The sequence below is a fragment of the Kribbella sp. NPDC051137 genome (assembly GCF_040682535.1).
In the GTDB taxonomy this organism is placed as follows: domain Bacteria; phylum Actinomycetota; class Actinomycetes; order Propionibacteriales; family Kribbellaceae; genus Kribbella; species Kribbella karoonensis.
In genome coordinates, this window is record NZ_JBFBBI010000004.1 from 925,792 (window position 1) to 946,019 (window position 20,228).

Below are 20,228 nucleotides of genomic sequence, written 5' to 3' on the forward strand. Positions count from 1 at the left end.
ACAGGCTCCCAAAGATTCCTCGGAGGCTCTATCACCATCCGCGATACGGGTCCGACACAGGACCTTTGGCCCTCGACCGCGTACGCCGGACGGGCGCACTCTGGAAATTCGGCTGTCACGCGACGAAGGAGCGGACGATGACAGAGTCCAGGTCGGGCGGGACTGCGGAGCGGTCGCCGTGGCTGATGCTCGCTCTCGCCACCCTGGGATTCGCGGTCAACTTCTGGGCCTGGGCGCTGCTCAGCCCGCTCGGGCCGCTGTTCCGGACGCAGGGGACCCTCGGCACGTTGAGCGAGTCCGATGTGGCGTTGCTGGTCGCGGTCCCTGTCCTGGTCGGCTCGGTCGGGCGGATCCCGATCGGCGCGCTGACCGACCGGTACGGCGGACGGCTGATGTTCCCGCTGGTCTCGGCAGCCACGATCGTGCCCATCCTGTTCATCGGCTTCTTCGCGCTCAGCTCGTACGGCGCGTTGCTGGTCGGCGGGTTCTTCCTCGGCATCGGCGGGACCGCCTTCGCGGTCGGCGTACCGTTCGTCAACGCGTGGTTCCCGCCCGAGCGCCGCGGTCTCGCGGTCGGCGTCTTCGGCGCCGGTATGGGCGGTACGGCGATCAGCGCGCTGACGACCGTCAAGCTCTACACGAACGCGGGGCATCGGGTGCCGTTCCTGATCACCGCGATCGCGCTGGCCTGTTATGCCGTCATCGCGTGGTTCGTGCTCCGCGACGCCCCGGGGCGGCGGCCCGCACCGGGGGGTTTCGTCCAGCGGCTCGTCGCGAACGCGAAGCTGCCGATCAGCTGGCAGGCGTGCATCCTGTACGCCGTCGCCTTCGGCGGGTACGTCGCGTTCTCCGTCTACCTGCCGTCGTACTTGAAGATCGCCTACGGACTGGACGCCGCCGACGCCGCGAACCGGATGGCCGGGTTCGTCGTGATCGCCGTCGTGATGCGGCCGGTGGGCGGCTGGCTGTCGGACCGGTTCGGGCCCGTTCCGGTCTTGGCCGTATGTTACGCGGTGGTAGTGGCGGGTGCCGCCGTCGCGGCGACGACGCCGCTGCTCAACCACGTGGGTACGGTCGCGTTCCTGGCGATGGCGGCGGCGCTGGGCGCCGGCAGCGGGGCGACGTTCGCGCTCGTCGCGCAGGTGACCGATCCGGCGCGCGTCGGCGGCGTGACCGGGCTGGTCGGCGCCGCGGGCGGCCTGGGCGGGTTCGTACCGCCGTTGATCATGGGCTACGTCTACGGCCGCACGCAGTCGTACGGCATCGGGCTGACCTTGCTGGCGATCACCGCAGCCTTGACGTTGCTGCTCACGCTGACGATCGTGAGGAAGACGGCCCGGCCGGGCATCCAGGAGCAGAGACAGGGAACCACGACCAGCGAGGAACCTGCATGAGTCTCGACAACGAACTCACCGACGCTCTCGTCAGCACCAGGAGGTACTTCACCAGAGGCAAGGTCTCCGACGACCTGCGGACACTGACCAAGGCCGGCGGGCGCGGCGCCGACGACTTCTACCGGGATCGCTGGAGCCACGACAAGGTGGTGCGGTCGACGCACGGCGTGAACTGCACCGGCTCGTGCTCGTGGAAGGTGTACGTCAAGGACGGCATCATCACCTGGGAGACCCAGCAGACCGACTACCCGTCGGTCGGGCCGGACAAGCCGGAGTACGAGCCTCGCGGCTGCCCGCGCGGCGCTGCCTTCTCGTGGTACACCTACTCCCCCACACGGATCCGCTACCCGTACGTCCGCGGAGTGCTGGTCGACCTGTACCGCAAGGCGAAGGCGGAGCACGGCGACCCGGTCGCGGCCTGGGCGCACATCGTCGACGATCCCGAGCTCGCGCGACAGTACAAAGCTGCCCGCGGCAAGGGTGGTCTCGTCCGCACGACCTGGGACGAAGCGGTCGAACTGGTCGCCGCGGCGTACGTCCACACGCTGAAGAAGTGGGGGCCGGACCGGATCGCCGGCTTCTCCCCCATTCCGGCGATGTCGATGGTGTCGCACGCCTCCGGCGCCCGGTTCACCTCGCTGGTCGGCGGCACGATGCTGTCCTTCTACGACTGGTACGCCGATCTGCCGGTCGCCTCGCCGCAGGTGTTCGGCGACCAGACCGACGTCCCGGAGTCCGGGGACTGGTGGGACGCCGGATACCTGATCATGTGGGGCTCGAACCTCCCGGTCACGCGGACGCCGGACGCGCACTGGATGGCGGAGGCGCGGTACCGCGGGCAGAAGGTCATCGCGGTCGCGCCGGACTACGCGGACAACGTGAAGTTCGCCGACGAATGGTTGCCGGCGGCACCTGGTACCGACGGCGCGCTCGCGATGGCGATGGGCCACGTCGTCCTGAAGGAGTTCTTCGTCGACCGCGAGACGCCGTACTTCGTCGAGTACACGAAGAAGTACACGGATCTGCCCTATCTCGTCCGGCTGGAGGAGACCGCCGGCGGGTATCGCGCGGGCAAGTTCCTGACCGCCGCGGAGCTGGGCACGGACGAGGAGAACGCCGCGTTCAAGCCGGTCGTCCTCGACGCGGGCACCGGGCAGCCGGTGGTCCCCAACGGTTCCCTCGGCCATCGCTTCGGCGAAACGGGCAAGGGCAAGTGGAACCTCGACCTGGGCGCGACCGACCCGCTCCTCACGCTTCTGGGCGATGAGGGCGTTCCGGTCACAATGCCGAGATTCGACACCGCCGCCGGCGAACAGCTCCTCCGCGGGGTGCCGGCGCGGCGCGTAGGTGGGCACTTGGTGACGACCGTCTACGACTTGATGCTCGCGCAGTACGGCGTAGGCCGGGCCGGCCTGCCTGGGGATTGGCCGTCGTCGTACGACGACGATGCGCCGTACACTCCCGCCTGGCAGGAACGCATCACCGGTGTGCCGGCGGCCGCGGCGGCGCGGATCGCCCGGGAGTTCGCCCAGAACGCCGAGGACTCCAAGGGTCGTTCGATGATCGTCATGGGTGCGGGCACCAACCACTGGTTCCACTCCGACACCATCTATCGGGCGTTCCTCGCGCTCACCACGTTGACCGGCTGCCAGGGCGTGAACGGCGGCGGCTGGGCGCACTACGTCGGTCAGGAGAAGTGCCGGCCGGTCACCGGCTGGGCGCAGCTCGCCTCCGCGCTGGACTGGTCGCGGCCGCCGCGGCAGATGATCCAGACCGCGTACTGGTACCTGCACACCGACCAGTACCGCTACGACCACTTCGCCGCCGACTCGTTCACCACCGGCGCCGCTGGCTCTGCCGGCTCCGGCGCGGGCAGCATGGCCGGCAAGACGACCGCCGACCTGATCGCGTTGAGCGCCCGGCTCGGGTGGATGCCGTCGTACCCGACGTTCAACCGCAACCCGCACGACCTCGCCGACGAGGCCGCCGCCGCGGGCCGGCCGGTCGACAAGCACATCGTCGACGAACTGAAAGCCGGTAAGCTGCGCTTCGCCTGCGAGGACCCCGACGCACCGGAGAACTTCCCGCGGATCCTGTCGATCTGGCGGGCCAACCTGCTCGGCTCGTCCGCGAAGGGCAACGAGTACTTCCTCGAGCACCTCCTCGGCGCCGGCTCCTCGCTCCGCGCCGGCGAAGGCGTGCATCCCCAAGAGCTCGAGTGGCGCGACGAGGCCCCGCGCGGCAAGCTCGATCTCCTGCTCACGCTCGACTTCCGGCAGACCAGTACGACGCTGTTCTCCGACGTGGTGTTGCCCGCGGCAACCTGGTACGAGAAGCACGACCTGAACACCACCGACATGCACCCGTTCGTGCACTCGTTCAACCCGGCGATCGCGCCGCCCTGGCAGACCCGGACCGACTGGGACGCCTGGCAGACGATCGCCGAGAAGTTCAGCGAACTGGCCGCCACGCACCTGGGCGTCCGCAAAGACGTCGTCGCCGTACCGCTCCTCCACGACACACCCGACGCGCTCGCCACACCGCACGGTGTCGTCCGCGACTGGAAGGCCGGCGAGTGCGAGCCGATCCCCGGTCTCACGATGCCGAAGCTCGTCGAGGTCGAACGCGACTACGCCGCCGTCGGGGCCAAGATGGCCGCGCTCGGCCCGCTGATGGAGAAGCTCGGCGCGACCACGAAGGGCGTGACGTTCGACGAGACCAGGTCGGTCGAGTACCTGCGGGCCAAGAACGGCACGATCCACGGCGGCCCCGCCGACGGACGTCCGTCGCTCCGCCGCGACGTCCATGCCTGCGAGGCGATCCTGGCCCTCTCCGGTACGACGAACGGCCGCCTGGCGACCGAGGGCTTCAAGACACTCGAGGCCCGCGTCGGCAAGCCGCTCCACGATCTCGCGGCCGAGCACGAGGGCAAGCAGATCACGTTCGCCGACACCCAGTCCGCGCCGGTCCCGGTGATCACCTCACCCGAGTGGTCCGGCTCGGAGTCGGGCGGCCGCCGGTACTCGCCGTTCACCATCAACGTCGAGCGCCTGAAGCCGTGGCACACACTGACCGGGCGGCAGCACTTCTTCCTCGACCACGACTGGATGGCCGAGCTCGGCGAGAACCTGCCTGTCTACCGGCCGCCGCTCGACATGGCCGCGCTGTTCGCGGAACCGCGGATCGGAGAGATGACCGAGCTCGGCCTCACCGTTCGTTATCTGACCCCGCACAACAAGTGGTCGATCCATTCCGAGTACCAGGACAACCTCTTCATGCTGTCGCTCAGCCGAGGCGGGCAGACGATCTGGATCAGCGACAAGGACGCCGCGAAGGCAGGTATCGCCGACAACGACTGGATCGAGGCGGTGAACCGCAACGGGGTGGTGGTCGCCCGCGCGATCGTCTCGCACCGGATGCCCGAGGGGACTGTCTACATGCATCACGCGCAGGACCGGCTGATCGACGTACCGCTGGCCGAGACGTCGAAGAAGCGCGGTGGGATCCACAACTCGCTGACCCGGTTGCTGATCAAACCGTCGCACCTCATCGGCGGATACGCGCAGTTGTCCTTCGCGTTCAACTATCTCGGGCCGACCGGGAACCAGCGCGACGAAGTCACCGTCATCCGGCGGCGCTCGCAGGAGGTGACGTACTGATGCGAGTGATGGCGCAGATGGCGATGGTGATGAACCTCGACAAGTGCATCGGCTGCCACACCTGCTCGGTGACGTGCAAACAGGCGTGGACGAACCGCAGCGGCACGGAGTACGTCTGGTTCAACAACGTCGAGACCCGGCCCGGTCAGGGATACCCGCGCACGTACGAGGACCAGGAGAACTGGAAGGGCGGCTGGACGCTGAACAAGCGCGGCCGGCTCACGCTCAAGGCGGGCGGCCGGCTGAAGAAGCTGCTGACGATCTTCTCGAACCCGAAGCTGCCGTCGATCCACGACTACTACGAGCCGTGGACCTACGACTACGCGAACCTGACCGACGCCCCGGCGCAGCAGCACACCCCGGTCGCGCGGCCCAAGTCGTTGATCTCCGGGCAGGACATGAAGATCTCGTGGTCGGCCAACTGGGACGACGACCTCGGAGGCTCGGCGGCGACCGCCGAGCGTGACCCGGTGCTGAACGAGCTCCGCAGGAAGGTCGGCGACAAGGTCAAGTTCGAGTTCGAGCAGACCTTCATGTTCTACCTGCCGCGGATCTGCGAACACTGCCTGAACCCGTCCTGCGCGGCGTCCTGCCCGAGCGGCGCGATCTACAAGCGCACCGAGGACGGCATCGTGCTGGTCGACCAGGACCGGTGCCGCGGCTGGCGGATGTGCATCTCCGGCTGCCCGTACAAGAAGGTGTACTTCAACCACCGCACCGGCAAGGCGGAGAAGTGCACGTTCTGCTTCCCACGGGTCGAGGTGGGCATCCCGACCGTCTGCTCGGAGACCTGCGTCGGCCGGCTGCGCTACATCGGGCTGGTGCTGTACGACGCCGACAAGGTGCTGGCCGCCGCGTCGACACCCGACGAGCACGGGCTGTACGAGGCCCAGCGTGACGTGTTCCTCGACCCCTCCGACCCCGCCGTACGCCGTGCGGCCGAGCGGGCCGGGATCCCGCACGACTGGATCGAGGCCGCGCAACGATCGCCCGTCTACGCGCTGATCAACAAGTACAAGGTCGCGCTGCCGCTGCATCCGGAGTACCGCACACTGCCGATGGTCTGGTACATCCCGCCGCTGTCGCCGGTCGTCGACGTGGTCCGCGAGACCGGCGAGGACGCCGAGCGCAAGGACAACCTGTTCGCCGCCATCGACGCGTTGCGGATCCCGATCGAGTACCTCGCCGAGCTCTTCACCGCCGGCGACGTCGCACCGGTGGACCGGGTACTGCGCACGCTCGCGGCGATGCGCTCGTACATGCGCGACATCAACCTCGGCCGCGACCCGGACGGCTCGATCCCGGCCTCGGTCGGGATGGGCGAGGAGGACATGTACGAGATGTACCGCCTGCTCGCGCTGGCGAAGTACGACGAGCGGTACGTCATCCCCCCGGCGCACGCCGAGCAGGCGCACTCGCTGGAAGAGCTCGCGACCGAGTGCGCGCTCGACTACGAGGGCGGGCCCGGCATGGGCGGATCAGGGCCCTTCGGCGAGGGGTCCGGCGTATCGACACCGATCGCGGTCGAGAACTTCCAGATGCTGAAGGACCGCCAGACGTCCGAAACCGTCGCGTCACCGGCCGACAAGCAGGCCCGGGTCAACCTGCTCAACTGGGACGGCAAGGGGAAACCGGAGGGCATGTTCCCGCCGCCGGCGGACGGAGCCCCCGGTGGGACCGGCGGGGCGGACCTGAAATGAAGCATCCCGCTCTGACTCTGCCCGCCCGGCAGTTGACGATCGCCTGGCAATCGGCGTCGCTGCTGCTGGACTACCCCGACGAGGCGCTCCGCGAACGGCTCCCCCTCATCCTCCGGGCGGCGGCCGAACTGCCGGCGGCCGTCCGTGATCCGCTCTGCCGCACCGCGCAGGCTGTCGCGACCAAGGATCTGCCCGCTCTGCAGGCGCAGTACGTCGAGACCTTCGACAACCGCCGGCGCCACAACCTGTACCTCACGTACTTCGCCCACGGCGACACCCGCCGTCGTGGTGTCGCGTTGCTGCGCTTCAAGCAGACCTACCTGCGGTCCGGCTTCGTCCTCGACGATTCAGAACTGCCTGATCATCTGTGTGTCGTGCTCGAGTACGCCGCCACGGTCGACCAACGCCTCGGCAGCCGGCTCCTCCTCGATCACCGCGCCGGTCTCGAGCTGCTGCGGATCGCGCTCGCGGAAGCCGACTCCGACTGGCACGGGGCCGTGCAGGCCGTCACCGCGACACTGCCGCCGCTGGCCGGCGACGAGCGGGACGCCGTCGCGCGTCTGGCCGCCGAGGGTCCACCGCAGGAGGAGGTCGGCATGACGCCGTACGCCACACCGGCCTTCGACGCCGGGGTCCAGCCGTTGCCGATGCCGAGCTTCCCCGGAGGACAGCGATGAAGCAGTTCCTGTGGGTGGTTTTCCCGTACATCTGCCTGACGGTCTTCGTCGTCGGACACTTCTGGCGGTACCGGTACGACAAGTTCGGTTGGACCACGCGATCGTCCCAGCTGTACGAGAACCGGTTGCTCCGGATCGGCAGCCCGCTGTTCCACTTCGGCATCCTCGCGGTGTTCCTCGGGCACGTGATGGGCCTCGGCGTACCGAAGTCCTGGACCGAGGCAGTCGGGATCCACGAAGGCCTCTACCACTTCCTCGCGGTCTCGATCGGCGCGATCGCCGGCTTCTGCACGCTCGTCGGCCTGGCCATCCTGATCTACCGCCGCCGGACCGTCGGACCGGTGTTCTCGGCGACGACGCGGATGGACAAGCTGATGTACGTCTTCCTCGCGGCGGTCATCCTGCTCGGCCTGGCGAACACCGTGATCGCGAACGTCTTCGGCAGCTACGACTACCGCGAGAGCGTGTCGATCTGGTTCCGCGGCATCTTCCGCTTCTCCCTGCACCCCGACCTGATGGCCGGCGCCCCTATCACCTTCCAGCTGCACGGCCTGGTCGCGATCACCTTGTTCGCGCTCTGGCCCTTCACCCGCCTGGTCCACGTCTTCAGCGCCCCGCTGGGCTACCTCACCCGCCCGTACATCGTCTACCGCAGCCGCGACACCGGCCCGACGACCCACTCCCCTCGCCGCGGCTGGGACGCCCAGTCGCGCTGACGCCCGGTTTCTGTCGGTGGGCCCTGGTACACGTTGGGGCCCACGATCAGGGAGGCGACGATGGGTGAACGACCGCGTGTGGTGGTCAGTGTGGGGGCGAGTGCCGACGGGAAGGTCGCGCTGGCTCGTGATGCGTTGCTGATGCGGGAGCCGAGTTCGAAGTTGTGGGCGGCGTTGAGTCCGAAGGCTGCCGATTTCGTCGACGTCATCGAGGTACTCAAGGCGCAGTACGGCTGCAACGCCTTCCTCGAAGGGAGCGGCAGCCTGGTCGCGGAGGACGAGGCACCGAGCGACCTTCCGGCGTACGACGGCGACGCCAACGAGCTGTACGAGCACTTCCTGCCCGCGGACATCGTCGGGCAGGTGTCGCCGCCGCACATGTGGTTCATGGTCGTGGACAGCCGCGGGCGCGTGCGCTGGACGGAGAACCACGAGAACTGGGACGCCCTCGTCCTGGTGTCGCGGGCGACGCCGGCCGACTATCTCGCGTACCTCCGTCGCGAGCGCATCTGCTACCTCGTCACCGGCGACGACCGCGTCGACCTGCCCGCGGCGATCGCCGCTCTCGGCACCGAGGTCGGCATCACCTGCATCCTCTCCACAGCCGGCGGCGGGCTGAACGGAGCGCTGCTACGAGCAGGCCTGATCGACGAGGTCTACGTCACGGTCCTGCCCGCACTGATCGGTGGCCTCGGTACGCCATCGGTCATGGACGGCACGCCCCTCGCTGCCGGCGAGCCTGCTACCCGGTTGGAGCTGCTCTCGGTACACACGGACACCGGCGGCACCGTCCGACTGCACTACGCCGTGGCCGACAGACAGTCGGCCTGACCATCAGCCGCGCCCGAGGAAGATCGGGTTGGTCAGCGCGGCCATCGCGCCGAACGTCAGCCCCGGGTCCATCGAGGTATGCCCGGGCGTGCCGTCGGCGAGCGGGTGCCGGACCTCGGCACGGACGAACGCGGCGCTGAGCGGCGTCGTCAGCCAGGTGACCGTACCGGCGCCAGTACTGTCCAGGCTGCTCTGCAACATCTGCCCCTCGTCGGTGAGGATCCGCACGGTGCCGTTGGGTACGCCGCTGACCTTGGTCGTCACGGTGATCTGCTCGGTGGGCTGTGCCGCCAGCCGCTCTCCGATCCCCGCCTTCCGGCCGTACGCCGAGGTTGCGGTGAACTCGAGCGACACCTTCGAGGACTCCGCGATCCATGACCGGCCGACCTTCAGACCGGCGAGCACCGCGTCCTTCGACAGGTCGTCGGCGAGCACCACGTTGTGCGGCAGGCCGATGACGTTTCCCGGGTTGTGAGCGTCGCTGTTGCCCATCGCGGGCAGCCACGGCTTCTTCTCCCGGACCGCGGCGGCGAGCAGGTTCGCCCAGGTCGAGACGGCAGCGTCGTCGTCCCAGCCCCACGGACCGGTCCACACCTCGGTCGCGTCGAGCCCTTCGAACCCGAACTTCCACTCGCTCGCGATCCACGGGCAGTACAAGTGCGCCGACACGCACAGCCCGCCGGCCTTGTGCACCTGCTGCTGGATCCTCTCGAACACGCCGTCCCGCGCCCGGAATCGCCAGTCCACCCACTGGCCGGGCTTGGTGCCGAGGGCCAGCCAGTGACCGTTCCGCGTGGTGACCTCCTCACCCGTGACGATCAGCAGGTCGTCCCCGGCGAGCGGACCCCACGCGCCGTGCGAGGCGTTGGTGTTGTGGTCGGTCGACACGATGAAGTCGAGCCCGGCCGTCCGCGCTCCGGCGGCCAGGTCCGCGGGCTGGTTGCGCCCGTCGGAGTAGACCGTGTGCAGGTGGCAGTCGCCGCGGTACCAGTCCCGGCCGCGGCCCTTCGCCCGGGTCGGCGGGTACGCCGGGACGTAGGCCGCGCCCGGGTCGCCGTACGTGAGTGTGACCTCGACGTGGTAGTCCAGGCCCTGCGGCGCCACCTGGTACGGCCCGAGCACGATGTGCCAGGTCCCCGGCATCACGTCGCCGGGCAGGTACCCCGGGGTGGCCTCGGTGCGACTGATGCTGAACGCGGTGCGGAAGCCGCCGGACCAGCCGCGGAACCCGGAGCCGTTGAAATCGAATCCGCGCGCGTCGAAGATCCCGATGTCGCAGGAGTTCCCCGGCGTACCGGACGGGACCGGCGGCTTGGAGTAGCTGTAGCTCACCGAGATCTGCTGCACCCCTCGCGGGACGTCGACCGGCAGGTACACGAAGTCCGTCGGTCCGGGTGCGACGTGTCCCTCCACCACCTGGGTGCTCGTCGTACCGGTCGCCGCGGCCGCGAAGCTGATCGGCGCCAAGGCGACGATCGTCCCCGCACCGGCTGCGGTCAACAGGCCTCTCCTGGTGATGGCGGTCATTGCGGCGTCAGTCATGTCGGAAACCAAACACTCCTCGGCGACTTCCAGGCAACGGCAACATGACCACCGCCCGAACGGGCTCTCAGTCGATCTCGGCGCCGAGCTCCCGGAGTGCCGCGGTGTAGCGCTCGATGTTGCGGAGTTTGACCGACTCGTAGCCGCGGATCAGGTCGGGGAGCTCGGCCAGCTGGACCGCTCGGTCGTACGACGTGGCGTCGAGCGAGCCGGCCAGATCCGTGACCAGGTCGCGGTAGTGGTCCCGCAGCGCGCGCTCGAGCTTGCGGACGTGGGCGTAGCCGAAGAGGTCGGCCCGGGTTCCGCGCAGGGGCTTCAGGTGGGCCAGAAGGCGGAGTGCTCCGTGGGTGCGCGGGCCGAAGGAGATCTTCTTCGTGCGGCCCAGCGCCCGCAGGATCGGCGGGTGCAGCTTGAACGAGACCGGGCCGGCCGCCGCCGCCAGGAACTCGGGGTCGGTGAGGAGCCGGGCGACCTCGTACTCGTCCTTGTAGGCCATCAGCTTGAACAGGTTCCGCGCGACAGCTTCGCTGAGCCGCGTCTCCGTGGTGACGGCCTGCTCGGCGGCCGCGACCCGGGCGACGACGTCGACGTACGCGTCGGCCAGCTTGACGTTCTGGTACGCGACCAGGTCGGTGGCTCGTCGGGTGACCAGCCGGAGTACGTCGCCTTCGAGACCGGAGGCTGCCACCGAGGCGGGGACCTCGCGGACCGGGGCCGGGGTTTCCGGTGCACGGAAGGCGGCCGGGTTCGTGACGGCCGCCCGGCCCCAGCGGAAGGCGGCGATGTTGGCGGCGACCGCGGTGCCGTTGATCTCGATGGCCTCCTCGATCGCGGCGGCCGGGAGCCGCAGGGCGCCGGTCTGGTACGCCGCGCCGACGAGCAGGAAGTTCGCCGCGAGGGTGTTGCCGAAGATCCGCTCGGCGGCCTCGAGCGCGTCGAACTCGAACAGCTCCGCGGTGGCGCTGCGGACCCGCGCCAGCAGGCCGGCCTCGTCGGGATGCCGGACCTCCGGGTCGTACACCATCGCACCGGTCGCCGTCCGGCTGGTGGAGACCACGGTACGGGTCAGCGCGCCGTTGCCGTAGGCAAGATTCCGGTCCTCGGCGAGGGTCAGCAGGTCGAAGCCGAGGAAGCAGTCCGCGGACCCCGGCGTGAGCCGGTTCGCCGGCTCCAGGTCGCCGTCGGCGAAGCGCAGGTGACCGGTGACCGGTCCCGCCTTCTGGCTCAGGCCCGTCTGGTCGAGGGACTCGACGGAGTACCCGGCGCGCAGTGCGGCAGTCGCCAGTACCTGGTTGACCGTGACGATCCCCGTGCCGCCGATACCGGCCATGAACACGTTCTGGGTGCCGGTCACCCGGTCCTCGGCGCTGCTCGGGACGACCGCCGGCGGCTCCGGGAACGACGTCCGTTTGCGGCTCGACGCCGTCTCCACGGTCACGAACGACGGGCAGTCGCCGTCGAGGCAGCTGTAGTCGGTGTTGCAGGAGGTCTGGTCGATCCGGGTCTTCCGCCCGTACTCCGTCTCGACCGGCTGCACGGACAGGCAGTTGCTCTTCACACCGCAGTCGCCGCATCCCTCGCAGACCGCCTCGTTGATGACGACACGCTGGGTCCGGGCGGGCAGGTTCCCGCGCTTGCGCTGCCGGCGGGCGTCCGCGGCGCAGTGCTGGTCGAAGATCAGCACGGTGACGCCCGGGGTCTCCCGGAGCATGCGCTGCGCCTCGTCGAGGCGGTCGCGGTCCCAGAGCAGCGTGCCGGGCGCGAGATCGCGGCGGCGGTGCCGGCTCGGGTCCTCGGCGCAGACGACGATCTTCCGCACGCCCTCGGTGTGCAGCTTGTGCGTCAACTGCGGCACGGTGAGCGCGCCCTCGGCGTCCTGGGCGCCGGTCATCGCGACGACCTCGTTGTAGAGCAGCTTGTACGTGATGTTCACGCCGGCCGCGATACACGCCTGGACCGCGAGCTGCCCGGAGTGGAAGAACGTCCCGTCCCCGACGTTCTGGAAGATGTGGCCGGCGTCGGTGAACCACGCCTGCCCGATCCATTGCGCGCCCTCGCCGCCCATCTGGGTGACACCGGTGACCGCGCTGTCCGCACGGTCGGAGATCGTCACCATGGCGTGGCAGCCGATCCCGCCACCGCCCATGGAGCCCTCCGGCAGCGCGGTCGAGCGATTGTGCGGGCAGCCGCTGCAGAAGTACGCCGACCGGCTGGTCGACAACAGCGGAAGCTGCGTCCGTTGCGGGGCGGGCGGGGTGATCGCGACCACGTCCTGCAGCACCTGCCGGAGCGGGCCGAGCAGGCGACCCGAGGTGAGCTCGCCGTCGGCGGGGATCAGCATCCGGCCGGCCGCGTCCCGCTTGCCGACGATCTCCGGCGCGCTCGGCGTACCGTAGAGGATCTCCCGGATCTGGGTCTCGACGAACGCCGTCTTGTCCTCGACGACCACGATCCGGTCCAGGCCTTCCGCGAACGCGCGAACGGTGCCGGCGGCAACGGGACTCATCAGGCCGAGGCGCAGTACCCGGATCCCTGCCCGGTCGAGCGCCTCGTCGGTGACACCCAGGTCGGTCATGGCCTGCCGCATCGAGTCGTAACAGCTGCCCGAGGCAACGAATCCGACCCGCGCATCCGTGGGGTCGACGTCGAGCACGTCCAGCCCGTTCGCCACGGCGTACGCCCGGACGAGCTCGGTCCGCGGGCCGACGAGATCGGCCTCGGCGCGCACGATCGCGTCCGGGCGGATGATCATCGGGCGCTGCTGGTAGCTGTACGGCATGCCGTCCCACTCGATCGCGGGCGCGACCGGGCGTACGTCGGCCGCGGCGGCGTCGACCACCCAGGCGCCGTCGGCGACGTCCGCGACGATCTTCAGCGCGACCACGCAGCCGGTCGTCCGGGACAGCTCGATCGCGTGCAGGCCGAGCGTCACGATCTCCGCGGCGTTCCGCGGGAACAGCACCGGGATGCCGAGCGCGGCCAGGGACCGCTCGCTGACCGCCGGTACGGTCGACGACTTCGACGCCGGGTCGTCGCCGACCAGGAGTACGGCGCCGCCGCGCGGGTTCACGCCGTACATGTTGGCGTGCCGCAACGCGTCGGTCGCGCGGTCGACGCCGGGGCCCTTGCCGTACCAGAAGCCGGTGACACCGTCGTGGCTGGCGGTGCCGAGCGGCAGCTCGATCTGGCTCCCCCACACCGAGGTGGCGGCGAGCTCCTCGTTCAGGCCGGGCACGAACCGGATGTCGTTCGCGTCCAGGACGTCCGGCATCCCGCCGAGCAGCTTGTCGAGACCGCCGAGCGGGCTGCCCTGGTAGCCGGAGACGAACGACGCGGTCCGCAGCCCGCGCCGCCGGTCCAGTGCGCGATGCTCGACGAGCAGCCGGGCGATCGCCTGGACGCCGGTCAGCAGCGTCGGCGGGCCCGCCGCACGGAAACGGTCGCCGAGGTCGTAGGGCGCCGTCGTGGCGACCGGGTGATCGAGCAACTCGGTCATCTGTACTCCCAGGATCGGTTGCCCCGAGCGTGAGGCCTGGTGGGGCGGGTCACAACACCGGTCCCGCACTTTGGCGACGATCCGCAACCGGCACGCCGATCTGTCGGGAGCCTACGCAACATATCCACTGTCGGGCGTACATTTTGTTGCGTGACCGACCAGGCGACCCTCGACCCTACCGACCGCGTGATCCTCGACCTGCTCCGGGAGAACGCCCGCCGGCCGCTGCGCGAGATCGCGGCGGCGGTCGGGCTCACCGTGGCGCCGGTGCAGCGCCGGATCGCACGGCTGGAGAAGCTCGGCGTGATCGAGCGGTACACGGTGAAGATCAACCACGGCCGGATCGCCACGGGGATCGAGGCGATGACCGAACTGCACTTCGCCGACGACCTGGACCTCGCCCAGATCATGGAGTTCGTCGCGCAGATCCCCGAGGTCGAGGAGGTCCTGACACTGGCCGGCGACCCGGACGCGCTGGTGCGGATCCGGGTCGAGGGCGTCGACGACCTGCGCCGGGTCGTGAGCAAGCTGCGCTCCGGCGAGGCGATCGCCGGCACGAAGACGCTCGTCGTCCTGGAGCAGTGGACGCGGCTCGGCTGACGGCGGCCGAGCCGCGCACTCACGGGTTGTTGGCGACCCCCAGATCAACCTCGTCCGCCGCGCGGGCCCCGGTGATCGCGGCATAGCTCACGCCGGCGATCGCGGCCCCGACAATCGGCGCGACGATGAACAGCCAGACCTGCCCGAGCGCCGCACCGCCGGCGAACCAGGCGACGCCGAGCGAGCGCGCCGGGTTGACCGACGTGTTGGTCACCGGGATGCCGACCAGGTGGATCAGCGTCAGGCTGAGGCCGATCGCGATCGGGGCGAAGCCCTTCGGTGCCCGGTCGTCGGTCGCGCCGAGGATGACGTACAGGAAGAACGCCGTCAGCACGATCTCGACGAGCGCACAGGCCAGCAGCGAGTATCCGCCGGGCGACCGGTCGCCGTACCCGTTGCTGGCGAAGCCGCTGTCGACCGCGCTGAAGCCTTGCTTGCCGTTGGCAATGACCAGCAGGATCGCGCCCGCCACGGTACCGGCGACCACCTGGGTGACGATGTACGTCGGCACCCACTTCCACTCGATCCGCTTGGCGACGGCCAGACCGATCGTGACCGCCGGGTTGAAATGCCCGCCGGAGACATGTCCGACGGCGAACGCCATCGTCAGCACGGTCAGGCCGAACGCCAGCGCGACACCGAGGTACCCGATGCCGACCGTCACCTTGTCCGGGGTCAGGACGACGCCGGCCAGTACCGCCGCACCGCACCCGGCGAACACCAGCCAGAACGTTCCGAGAAACTCCGCACCTATCCGAGCAGCAGGACTGGGTGATTCCACGACTGCCTCCTTGAGTGAACGTACTGTTACAGTACGACACCAAATCGACACAGTGCGTGAAATCACTGCGGGTGATAGGCGCAAAGTTGCGCGAGGCTCTCGGTCGGACTCGCCTTGGAAGCGTGCCTGGTGGTGGCCGGGTGGTGGACCGGATGCAGTGCCTGTTGCACGAGTTCCCGGATCGCCCGGTAGTTCGGGTCGCGGCCGGTCGGGAAATTCCTGGCCGCGTCCAGGTCGACGTTCGTGATCGCGGCGTGCTTCATCTTCACGGCCAACTGGACGAGCGCGGGCAGCAGTTCCTGCGGGATGTCGGTACGGAGCAGCTGCTTGCCGGCGGCAGCGATCTGCTGGTACCTCGAGACCAGCGTCGCCGGGTTCGCGCTGTGCACCAGGGCCTGGATCGTGCACCGTTGCCGCGCCTGCCGCGACGGGTCGTCCAGCCCGTACCGGCCGCGGGCGAACCACATCGCGTGGTACCCGTCGAGCTTCTGGTTCGGTCCCGGCTGCAGGTACCCGCTCGGCTTCCGCGCACCGCGGGTCCCGGGTCCGAGGCCGTAGTCGCCGCCGATCGGCACCGGGTAGTTGATGTTGACCGTGACCCCGCCGAGCGCGTCGATCATCTTCTCGAACCCGACGACGCTGAGCTGGACGTAGTAGTCGATCGGCAGCCCGACCGCGGTCCCGACCGACTCCTTCAGTACGTCGGCACCCTCGTTGTCGGTCGGCCCGAGGATCCCGGGATGCGCCTTCGGCACGTTGTCGTACATGGCGTCCAGGTAGTACTCCGGCTGCTCGACGTCGCCGAGCGCCGGGTCCCAGAAGCCGTCCGGATAGGCCTTGTGCAGCGGGGAGTTCAGCGGGAACGGCATCCGCATCCAGTTCCGGCTGAGCGAGATCAGATGCGTCGTGCCGGTGTGCGTGTCGATACTCGCGACCATCACGCTGTCGGTGCGGATCCCGGACCGGTTCGCGCCGCCGTCACCGCCGAGCAGCAGGATGTTCAGCTCCGGCCGGTCCGCCCACGGGTCGCGCACGTTCACAGTCGGCCGGGTCGCGCTCCGGGAATCCACGCCGGGCAGGAAGACGGTGCCGATCAGGTCCCGCTGCGACAGGACCGCCGTCACCGCCGCGGTCGTCGGCAGCACGATCGCGAAACTCAGTACGCCGACCAGCAACGCCCCGGACAGCCGCGGAATCCACTTCATCGTCAGCGGCCGGACCAGCTCGTGCGACGCGACCACGACCCACACCCAGGCGAGCCCGACGACCACCAGCGCGGCCGCGACGATCAGCAGCTTCCGCGGCGACACGGCCAGCGCGAGGACCGCCGGCGGCCGGACGACCGCGACGTACGCCGCAGCCCCGGCCAGCGCGAGGCTCACCGTCAGCACGAACGCACCGAGCCTCCGCCGCCCGCCGACGATCAGCCCGACGCCGGGCAGCAGCGCCCCGATCACCGTCAGTGCGAGCACGACCGCGATGGAACGCGTACAACGCCGGTCAGCGAAGTCCCTCACACCTGAAGGACTCCGCGGCCGGCGCGCAGGTTGTCACTCGTCCTGCGTCAGCGCGTCCACCATCCGCCGGCGTGCCTCGTAGTAGTGGAGCGGATCCAGAACGGGGCGGTCGAAACGCAGGGTGCGGTCCGGGTCGACGATCTGGAGTGCGGCCGCGTTGCCGTGGGCTGCGCGGATGGCCTGGAGGGCGCGGTGGTCCCAGATGGCCTGGGCGAAGACGCGGTGCCGGAGTGACGGCCACGGCGTACCGTCCGGGCCGGGGTAGACCGTGAACGGGTCGCCGGACGGGAAGGCACCACCGGCGCTGGTGTCGGCGAACGGGTTGATGCGGCGGATCGAGTGCCAGGTGTACCAGAAGTTGAAACCCCAGTGCAGGAAGCCGTCCACGCCGGAGGCGAACAACTGGTGGCCGATCGCGCGGTTGCGGGCCGACGGCATGCCGATGAAGCGGTTCGCGACGTCGCGGTCCTGGCTGACGCAGTAGTAGACCCACAGCTTCTCGGGGCGCTCGGCGAGGAAGGGCTCGACGTGGTTCGTCGCGACGACGGGCAACGCGACCGCGCCGGAGGTGTAGAACGAGTGCTCGCTCAGCGCGTCGACGACGGTCCAGCCCTTGAGCAGATCGGCGACGACGGCCTTCGCGTCGAGGTAGCTCGCCAACCCGTCCTCCCCCGACGGCTCGTCGGAGATATGGAACACGACGTACTCCCGGTCCCACTCCTCGTCCAGCACCGCCTGCAGGGCGGGCAGTAGCGCCTGCATCAGGTCGCGGTACCGCGCGTCGGTCGCGGGGACGTCCCAGCCGAAGGCCCGTTCCCCGTCCACGACGATGCCGGGCGTCGCCTTCGCGCCCCACTGGGTGAACAGGTGCGCGACCTCGACACCGGCGATCCCGGTACGGCGGCACAGCTCGAGCCAGCGCCGCAACCGGTCGAAGCCGAACGCGTACCCGTCGGCCGTCGTGGTGATCTCGATCAGCTGTACGACGGTCCGGTACGAGCCGACCGCGGTGTCGAGCGGCGGCGTCCAGACCGGTGCGAGCAGCGATGTCGCGCCCATCTCCGCCGCGGACGCCATGAAGCGTTCGACGATCGCCCAGTGTTCCTCGCCGAAAACCTCTACGCCGTAGTGGTCCGCGAGCGCGTCGAGGTGCATCCAGTGGCTCGACACGATGTCCAGTGGCGGCAGCTCGATCTCGGTGATCTCGACGGAAACCGTCGTACGGTGCAGCTCTTCGCCGTCGGGGGCGAGCATCACGATCTCGAGTTCGTGGCGGCCGGCGCGGGCGGGATCCGTCGTACGGACGTCGAACCAGAGCGCGGCCCAGCCGCCGAACCGCACCGGGGCCTCGCCGTCCGGGATCGGACGCAGGACGTCCGGGTACAGCCCCGGCTCGTCGAACTCGTAGCCGTCGTCGTGGCCCGGCAGGGCGACGTACGCGCACGGGACGAGGTCGACGCTCGACACCGTCACCAGGTCCGCGGCCGGTCCTTCGACCCGTACCCGCAGCGGACTCGGGTCACGGAAATCCGGCACCATCGGCGGCCGGTACGCGAGCTGGAACGACGCCGGCTCCCCGAGGAACGCCTGGAACCGGGTCTCCGCGGACACCGGCCGCGGCTCCCGGACCGGGTGCACCTTGACCAGCGCGTCGCAGAGCACGAACTCCCACTTCGCGGCCACTCCCGACCACTCCCTCCTGCGTGAATGTGGCACCAATCCTGCCGGTTCACGCAGTAATGCACAACGGGTCAGTGGTACGCCGGTACACCGAGAAGGTCGTCGGCCGTGGTGAAGCCGTAGCCCTTGGCGCGGAGGCCTTCGACGACGAGTTTGACCGACTCGACCGTCGCGGCTCGCGGGCCGCCCTTCCCGTCGCGGCCGTCGTGGAAGATGAGCATCGAGCCGGGGCGGGTGACGCGGACGGCGAGACGGGCGATGCGTTCCGGGCTCGGCTGGGCGACCTCGAGCGGGTGGCAGAACTCGCCGGACACCAACTGCAGGCGGTGCTTGCGGGCCAAGCTGTGCAATGCGGGGATGCGCAGCAGCCACGGCGGGCGGTACAGGGCCGGGCGGATCCCGACCTCGGCGAACGCGTCGAGCCCGCGCTCCAGTTCGTCGGCGAGCGTCGCGCGGCGGAGGTACTGCGTGAAGTCGTGCGTGTAGCCGTGCAACCCGATCACATGCCCCGCGTCCGCCAGCCGCCGGGTGACCTCGGGGTACCGCTGCACCGCGCGGCCGACCTGGAAGAACGTCGCCGCGATACCTTCGCCGTCGAGGTAGTCCGCGAGCTGCGACGTATACGGCTCGTTCGGCCCGTCGTCGAAGGTCAGCGCGACCTTCGACCCGTCGGCCCGCCCGCGGTACGGGAACGGCCCGAACACCTGCGAATACGGCGACATCATCAGCCAGTACGCCGTACCGGCGCCGGCCGCCACACCTGCCAGGGTTTTCGTTGCTCGACGCATCAGCCGTCCATCAGTCGGTCCGTGAGTACGGTCGCCGCCGCGGCCGCGACCAGCCATCCGATCGCGAGCAGCCGAGTCCGGTACCGCCGCGGCGCCGGCCACCTCTTGTCGGTCCGGAAGCACGGCGCGGTGCCGATCACGGTCCGCCCGGCCAGCCGGTTCAGCGTGACGGCGAGAGCGTAGTAGTACAGGAACGACACCACCACGTTGTACGTCAGCCCCTGCGCGAGCCGGCGCGCGGACGTGAGCGTCGGGTTGCCGCGGTCGAACGCGACCTTGCCGCGCGAACGCAGTTGCCGGAGCAGACCGAGCTCGTCGGCGCCCTGCGTTCCGGTCAGGTCGTACCCGGACCAGGCGTCCTTGCGGAACGCGATGTTCGTCGCGGTGACGTACCCGACCCGGCCGGTCACCCGGTACGTCAGGTAGACGGACTCGAACAGGATCCGCGCGTACACCTTGCCCCACCACGGCCCCTCCGGATACCGGCAGGGACCGGCGACCGCGACCCGCCCGGGGCCCTGGCGGAACGACCGGTCGATCCCGGTGAGCCACCCGGGACCGAACACGGTGTCGGCATCCGTCGACACCACGATCTGCCCGCTCGCCGACAGCGTCCCGCGATGCCGCGCCGCGCACACCCCGGGCGTCTCCTCACGGACGACGGTCGCCCCACAGCTCCGCGCGATCTCCGCGGTCCGGTCCGTGCAGTTGTTGTCGACGACAATCACTTCGTACACACCGGCGAAGTCCTGCCGGGCAAGTGACTGCAAACACTCCGCGATGAAACGTTCCTCGTTGAACGCGGGAATCACCACGCTGAATCTGGGCCCACCCATGCAATCGGCCT

The 20,228-nt window shown here is 69.6% G+C and carries 14 protein-coding genes; 7 read left to right on the forward strand and 7 right to left on the reverse strand.

Annotated elements, in window-relative coordinates:
* Positions 1–137 precede the first annotated feature (137 nt).
* Genes AB0M51_RS25575 through AB0M51_RS25600 form a run of 6 tightly spaced genes read left to right on the forward strand, consistent with a single transcriptional unit; the run spans position 138 to position 8,977 of the window.
* A complete protein-coding gene (locus tag AB0M51_RS25575; RefSeq protein WP_344194665.1) occupies positions 138–1,394 on the forward strand; it encodes an MFS transporter in 1,257 nt (418 codons plus the stop codon).
* Entirely contained in the window at positions 1,391–5,053 is a 3,663-nt protein-coding gene (locus tag AB0M51_RS25580; RefSeq protein ID WP_363750727.1) for a nitrate reductase subunit alpha, read from the forward strand. The genes AB0M51_RS25575 and AB0M51_RS25580 overlap by 4 nt, the downstream gene beginning before the upstream one ends.
* Positions 5,053–6,753, forward strand: a complete 1,701-nt coding sequence (gene narH, locus AB0M51_RS25585; protein ID WP_363750729.1) for a nitrate reductase subunit beta — start codon at positions 5,053–5,055, stop codon at positions 6,751–6,753. The genes AB0M51_RS25580 and narH overlap by 1 nt, the downstream gene beginning before the upstream one ends.
* A complete protein-coding gene (gene narJ, locus AB0M51_RS25590) occupies positions 6,750–7,430 on the forward strand; it encodes a nitrate reductase molybdenum cofactor assembly chaperone (RefSeq protein ID WP_344194659.1) in 681 nt (226 codons plus the stop codon). The genes narH and narJ overlap by 4 nt, the downstream gene beginning before the upstream one ends.
* Positions 7,427–8,146 carry a respiratory nitrate reductase subunit gamma gene (narI, locus tag AB0M51_RS25595; protein WP_363750732.1) on the forward strand — a complete coding sequence of 240 codons (720 nt, stop codon included), beginning with the start codon at positions 7,427–7,429 and terminating at the stop codon, positions 8,144–8,146. Before narJ ends, narI begins: the two co-directional genes overlap by 4 nt.
* A gap of 60 nt (positions 8,147–8,206) precedes the next feature.
* Positions 8,207–8,977: a dihydrofolate reductase family protein gene (locus AB0M51_RS25600; RefSeq protein ID WP_363750734.1), complete on the forward strand. Its 771-nt coding sequence runs from the start codon at positions 8,207–8,209 to the stop codon at positions 8,975–8,977.
* Positions 8,978–8,980: 3 nt separating this feature from the next.
* On the opposite strand, the gene AB0M51_RS25605 is transcribed toward AB0M51_RS25600, so the two are convergent.
* Together AB0M51_RS25605 and AB0M51_RS25610 are read right to left on the reverse strand one after the other, a co-directional pair.
* Positions 8,981–10,519, reverse strand: coding sequence for a CehA/McbA family metallohydrolase (locus tag AB0M51_RS25605; protein ID WP_363750736.1), 1,539 nt, complete (start codon positions 10,517–10,519; stop codon positions 8,981–8,983).
* Positions 10,520–10,586: 67 nt separating this feature from the next.
* Positions 10,587–14,015, reverse strand: a complete 3,429-nt coding sequence (locus AB0M51_RS25610) for an indolepyruvate ferredoxin oxidoreductase family protein (protein ID WP_344194651.1) — start codon at positions 14,013–14,015, stop codon at positions 10,587–10,589.
* A 150-nt stretch (positions 14,016–14,165) separates the two neighbouring features.
* Here AB0M51_RS25610 and AB0M51_RS25615 point away from each other — a divergent pair, with 150 nt between their 5' ends.
* Entirely contained in the window at positions 14,166–14,615 is a 450-nt protein-coding gene (locus AB0M51_RS25615; RefSeq protein ID WP_344194649.1) for an Lrp/AsnC family transcriptional regulator, read from the forward strand.
* Between the two features lie 19 nt (positions 14,616–14,634).
* On the opposite strand, the gene aqpZ is transcribed toward AB0M51_RS25615, so the two are convergent.
* From aqpZ to AB0M51_RS25640, 5 genes are all read right to left on the reverse strand, one after another.
* Positions 14,635–15,396, reverse strand: coding sequence for an aquaporin Z (gene aqpZ, locus AB0M51_RS25620; protein WP_344194647.1), 762 nt, complete (start codon positions 15,394–15,396; stop codon positions 14,635–14,637).
* Positions 15,397–15,458: 62 nt separating this feature from the next.
* The gene (locus tag AB0M51_RS25625; protein WP_344194645.1) at positions 15,459–16,868 is read right to left on the reverse strand and encodes an LCP family protein; all 1,410 of its coding nucleotides are present in this window, start codon (positions 16,866–16,868) and stop codon (positions 15,459–15,461) included.
* Positions 16,869–16,946: 78 nt separating this feature from the next.
* Positions 16,947–18,596 carry a DUF4091 domain-containing protein gene (locus tag AB0M51_RS25630; protein WP_363750740.1) on the reverse strand — a complete coding sequence of 550 codons (1,650 nt, stop codon included), beginning with the start codon at positions 18,594–18,596 and terminating at the stop codon, positions 16,947–16,949.
* Between the two features lie 68 nt (positions 18,597–18,664).
* Positions 18,665–19,381, reverse strand: a complete 717-nt coding sequence (locus tag AB0M51_RS25635; RefSeq protein WP_363750742.1) for a polysaccharide deacetylase family protein — start codon at positions 19,379–19,381, stop codon at positions 18,665–18,667.
* The gene (locus tag AB0M51_RS25640) at positions 19,381–20,217 is read right to left on the reverse strand and encodes a glycosyltransferase family A protein (protein ID WP_363750744.1); all 837 of its coding nucleotides are present in this window, start codon (positions 20,215–20,217) and stop codon (positions 19,381–19,383) included. Before AB0M51_RS25640 ends, AB0M51_RS25635 begins: the two co-directional genes overlap by 1 nt.
* Positions 20,218–20,228 lie beyond the last annotated feature (11 nt).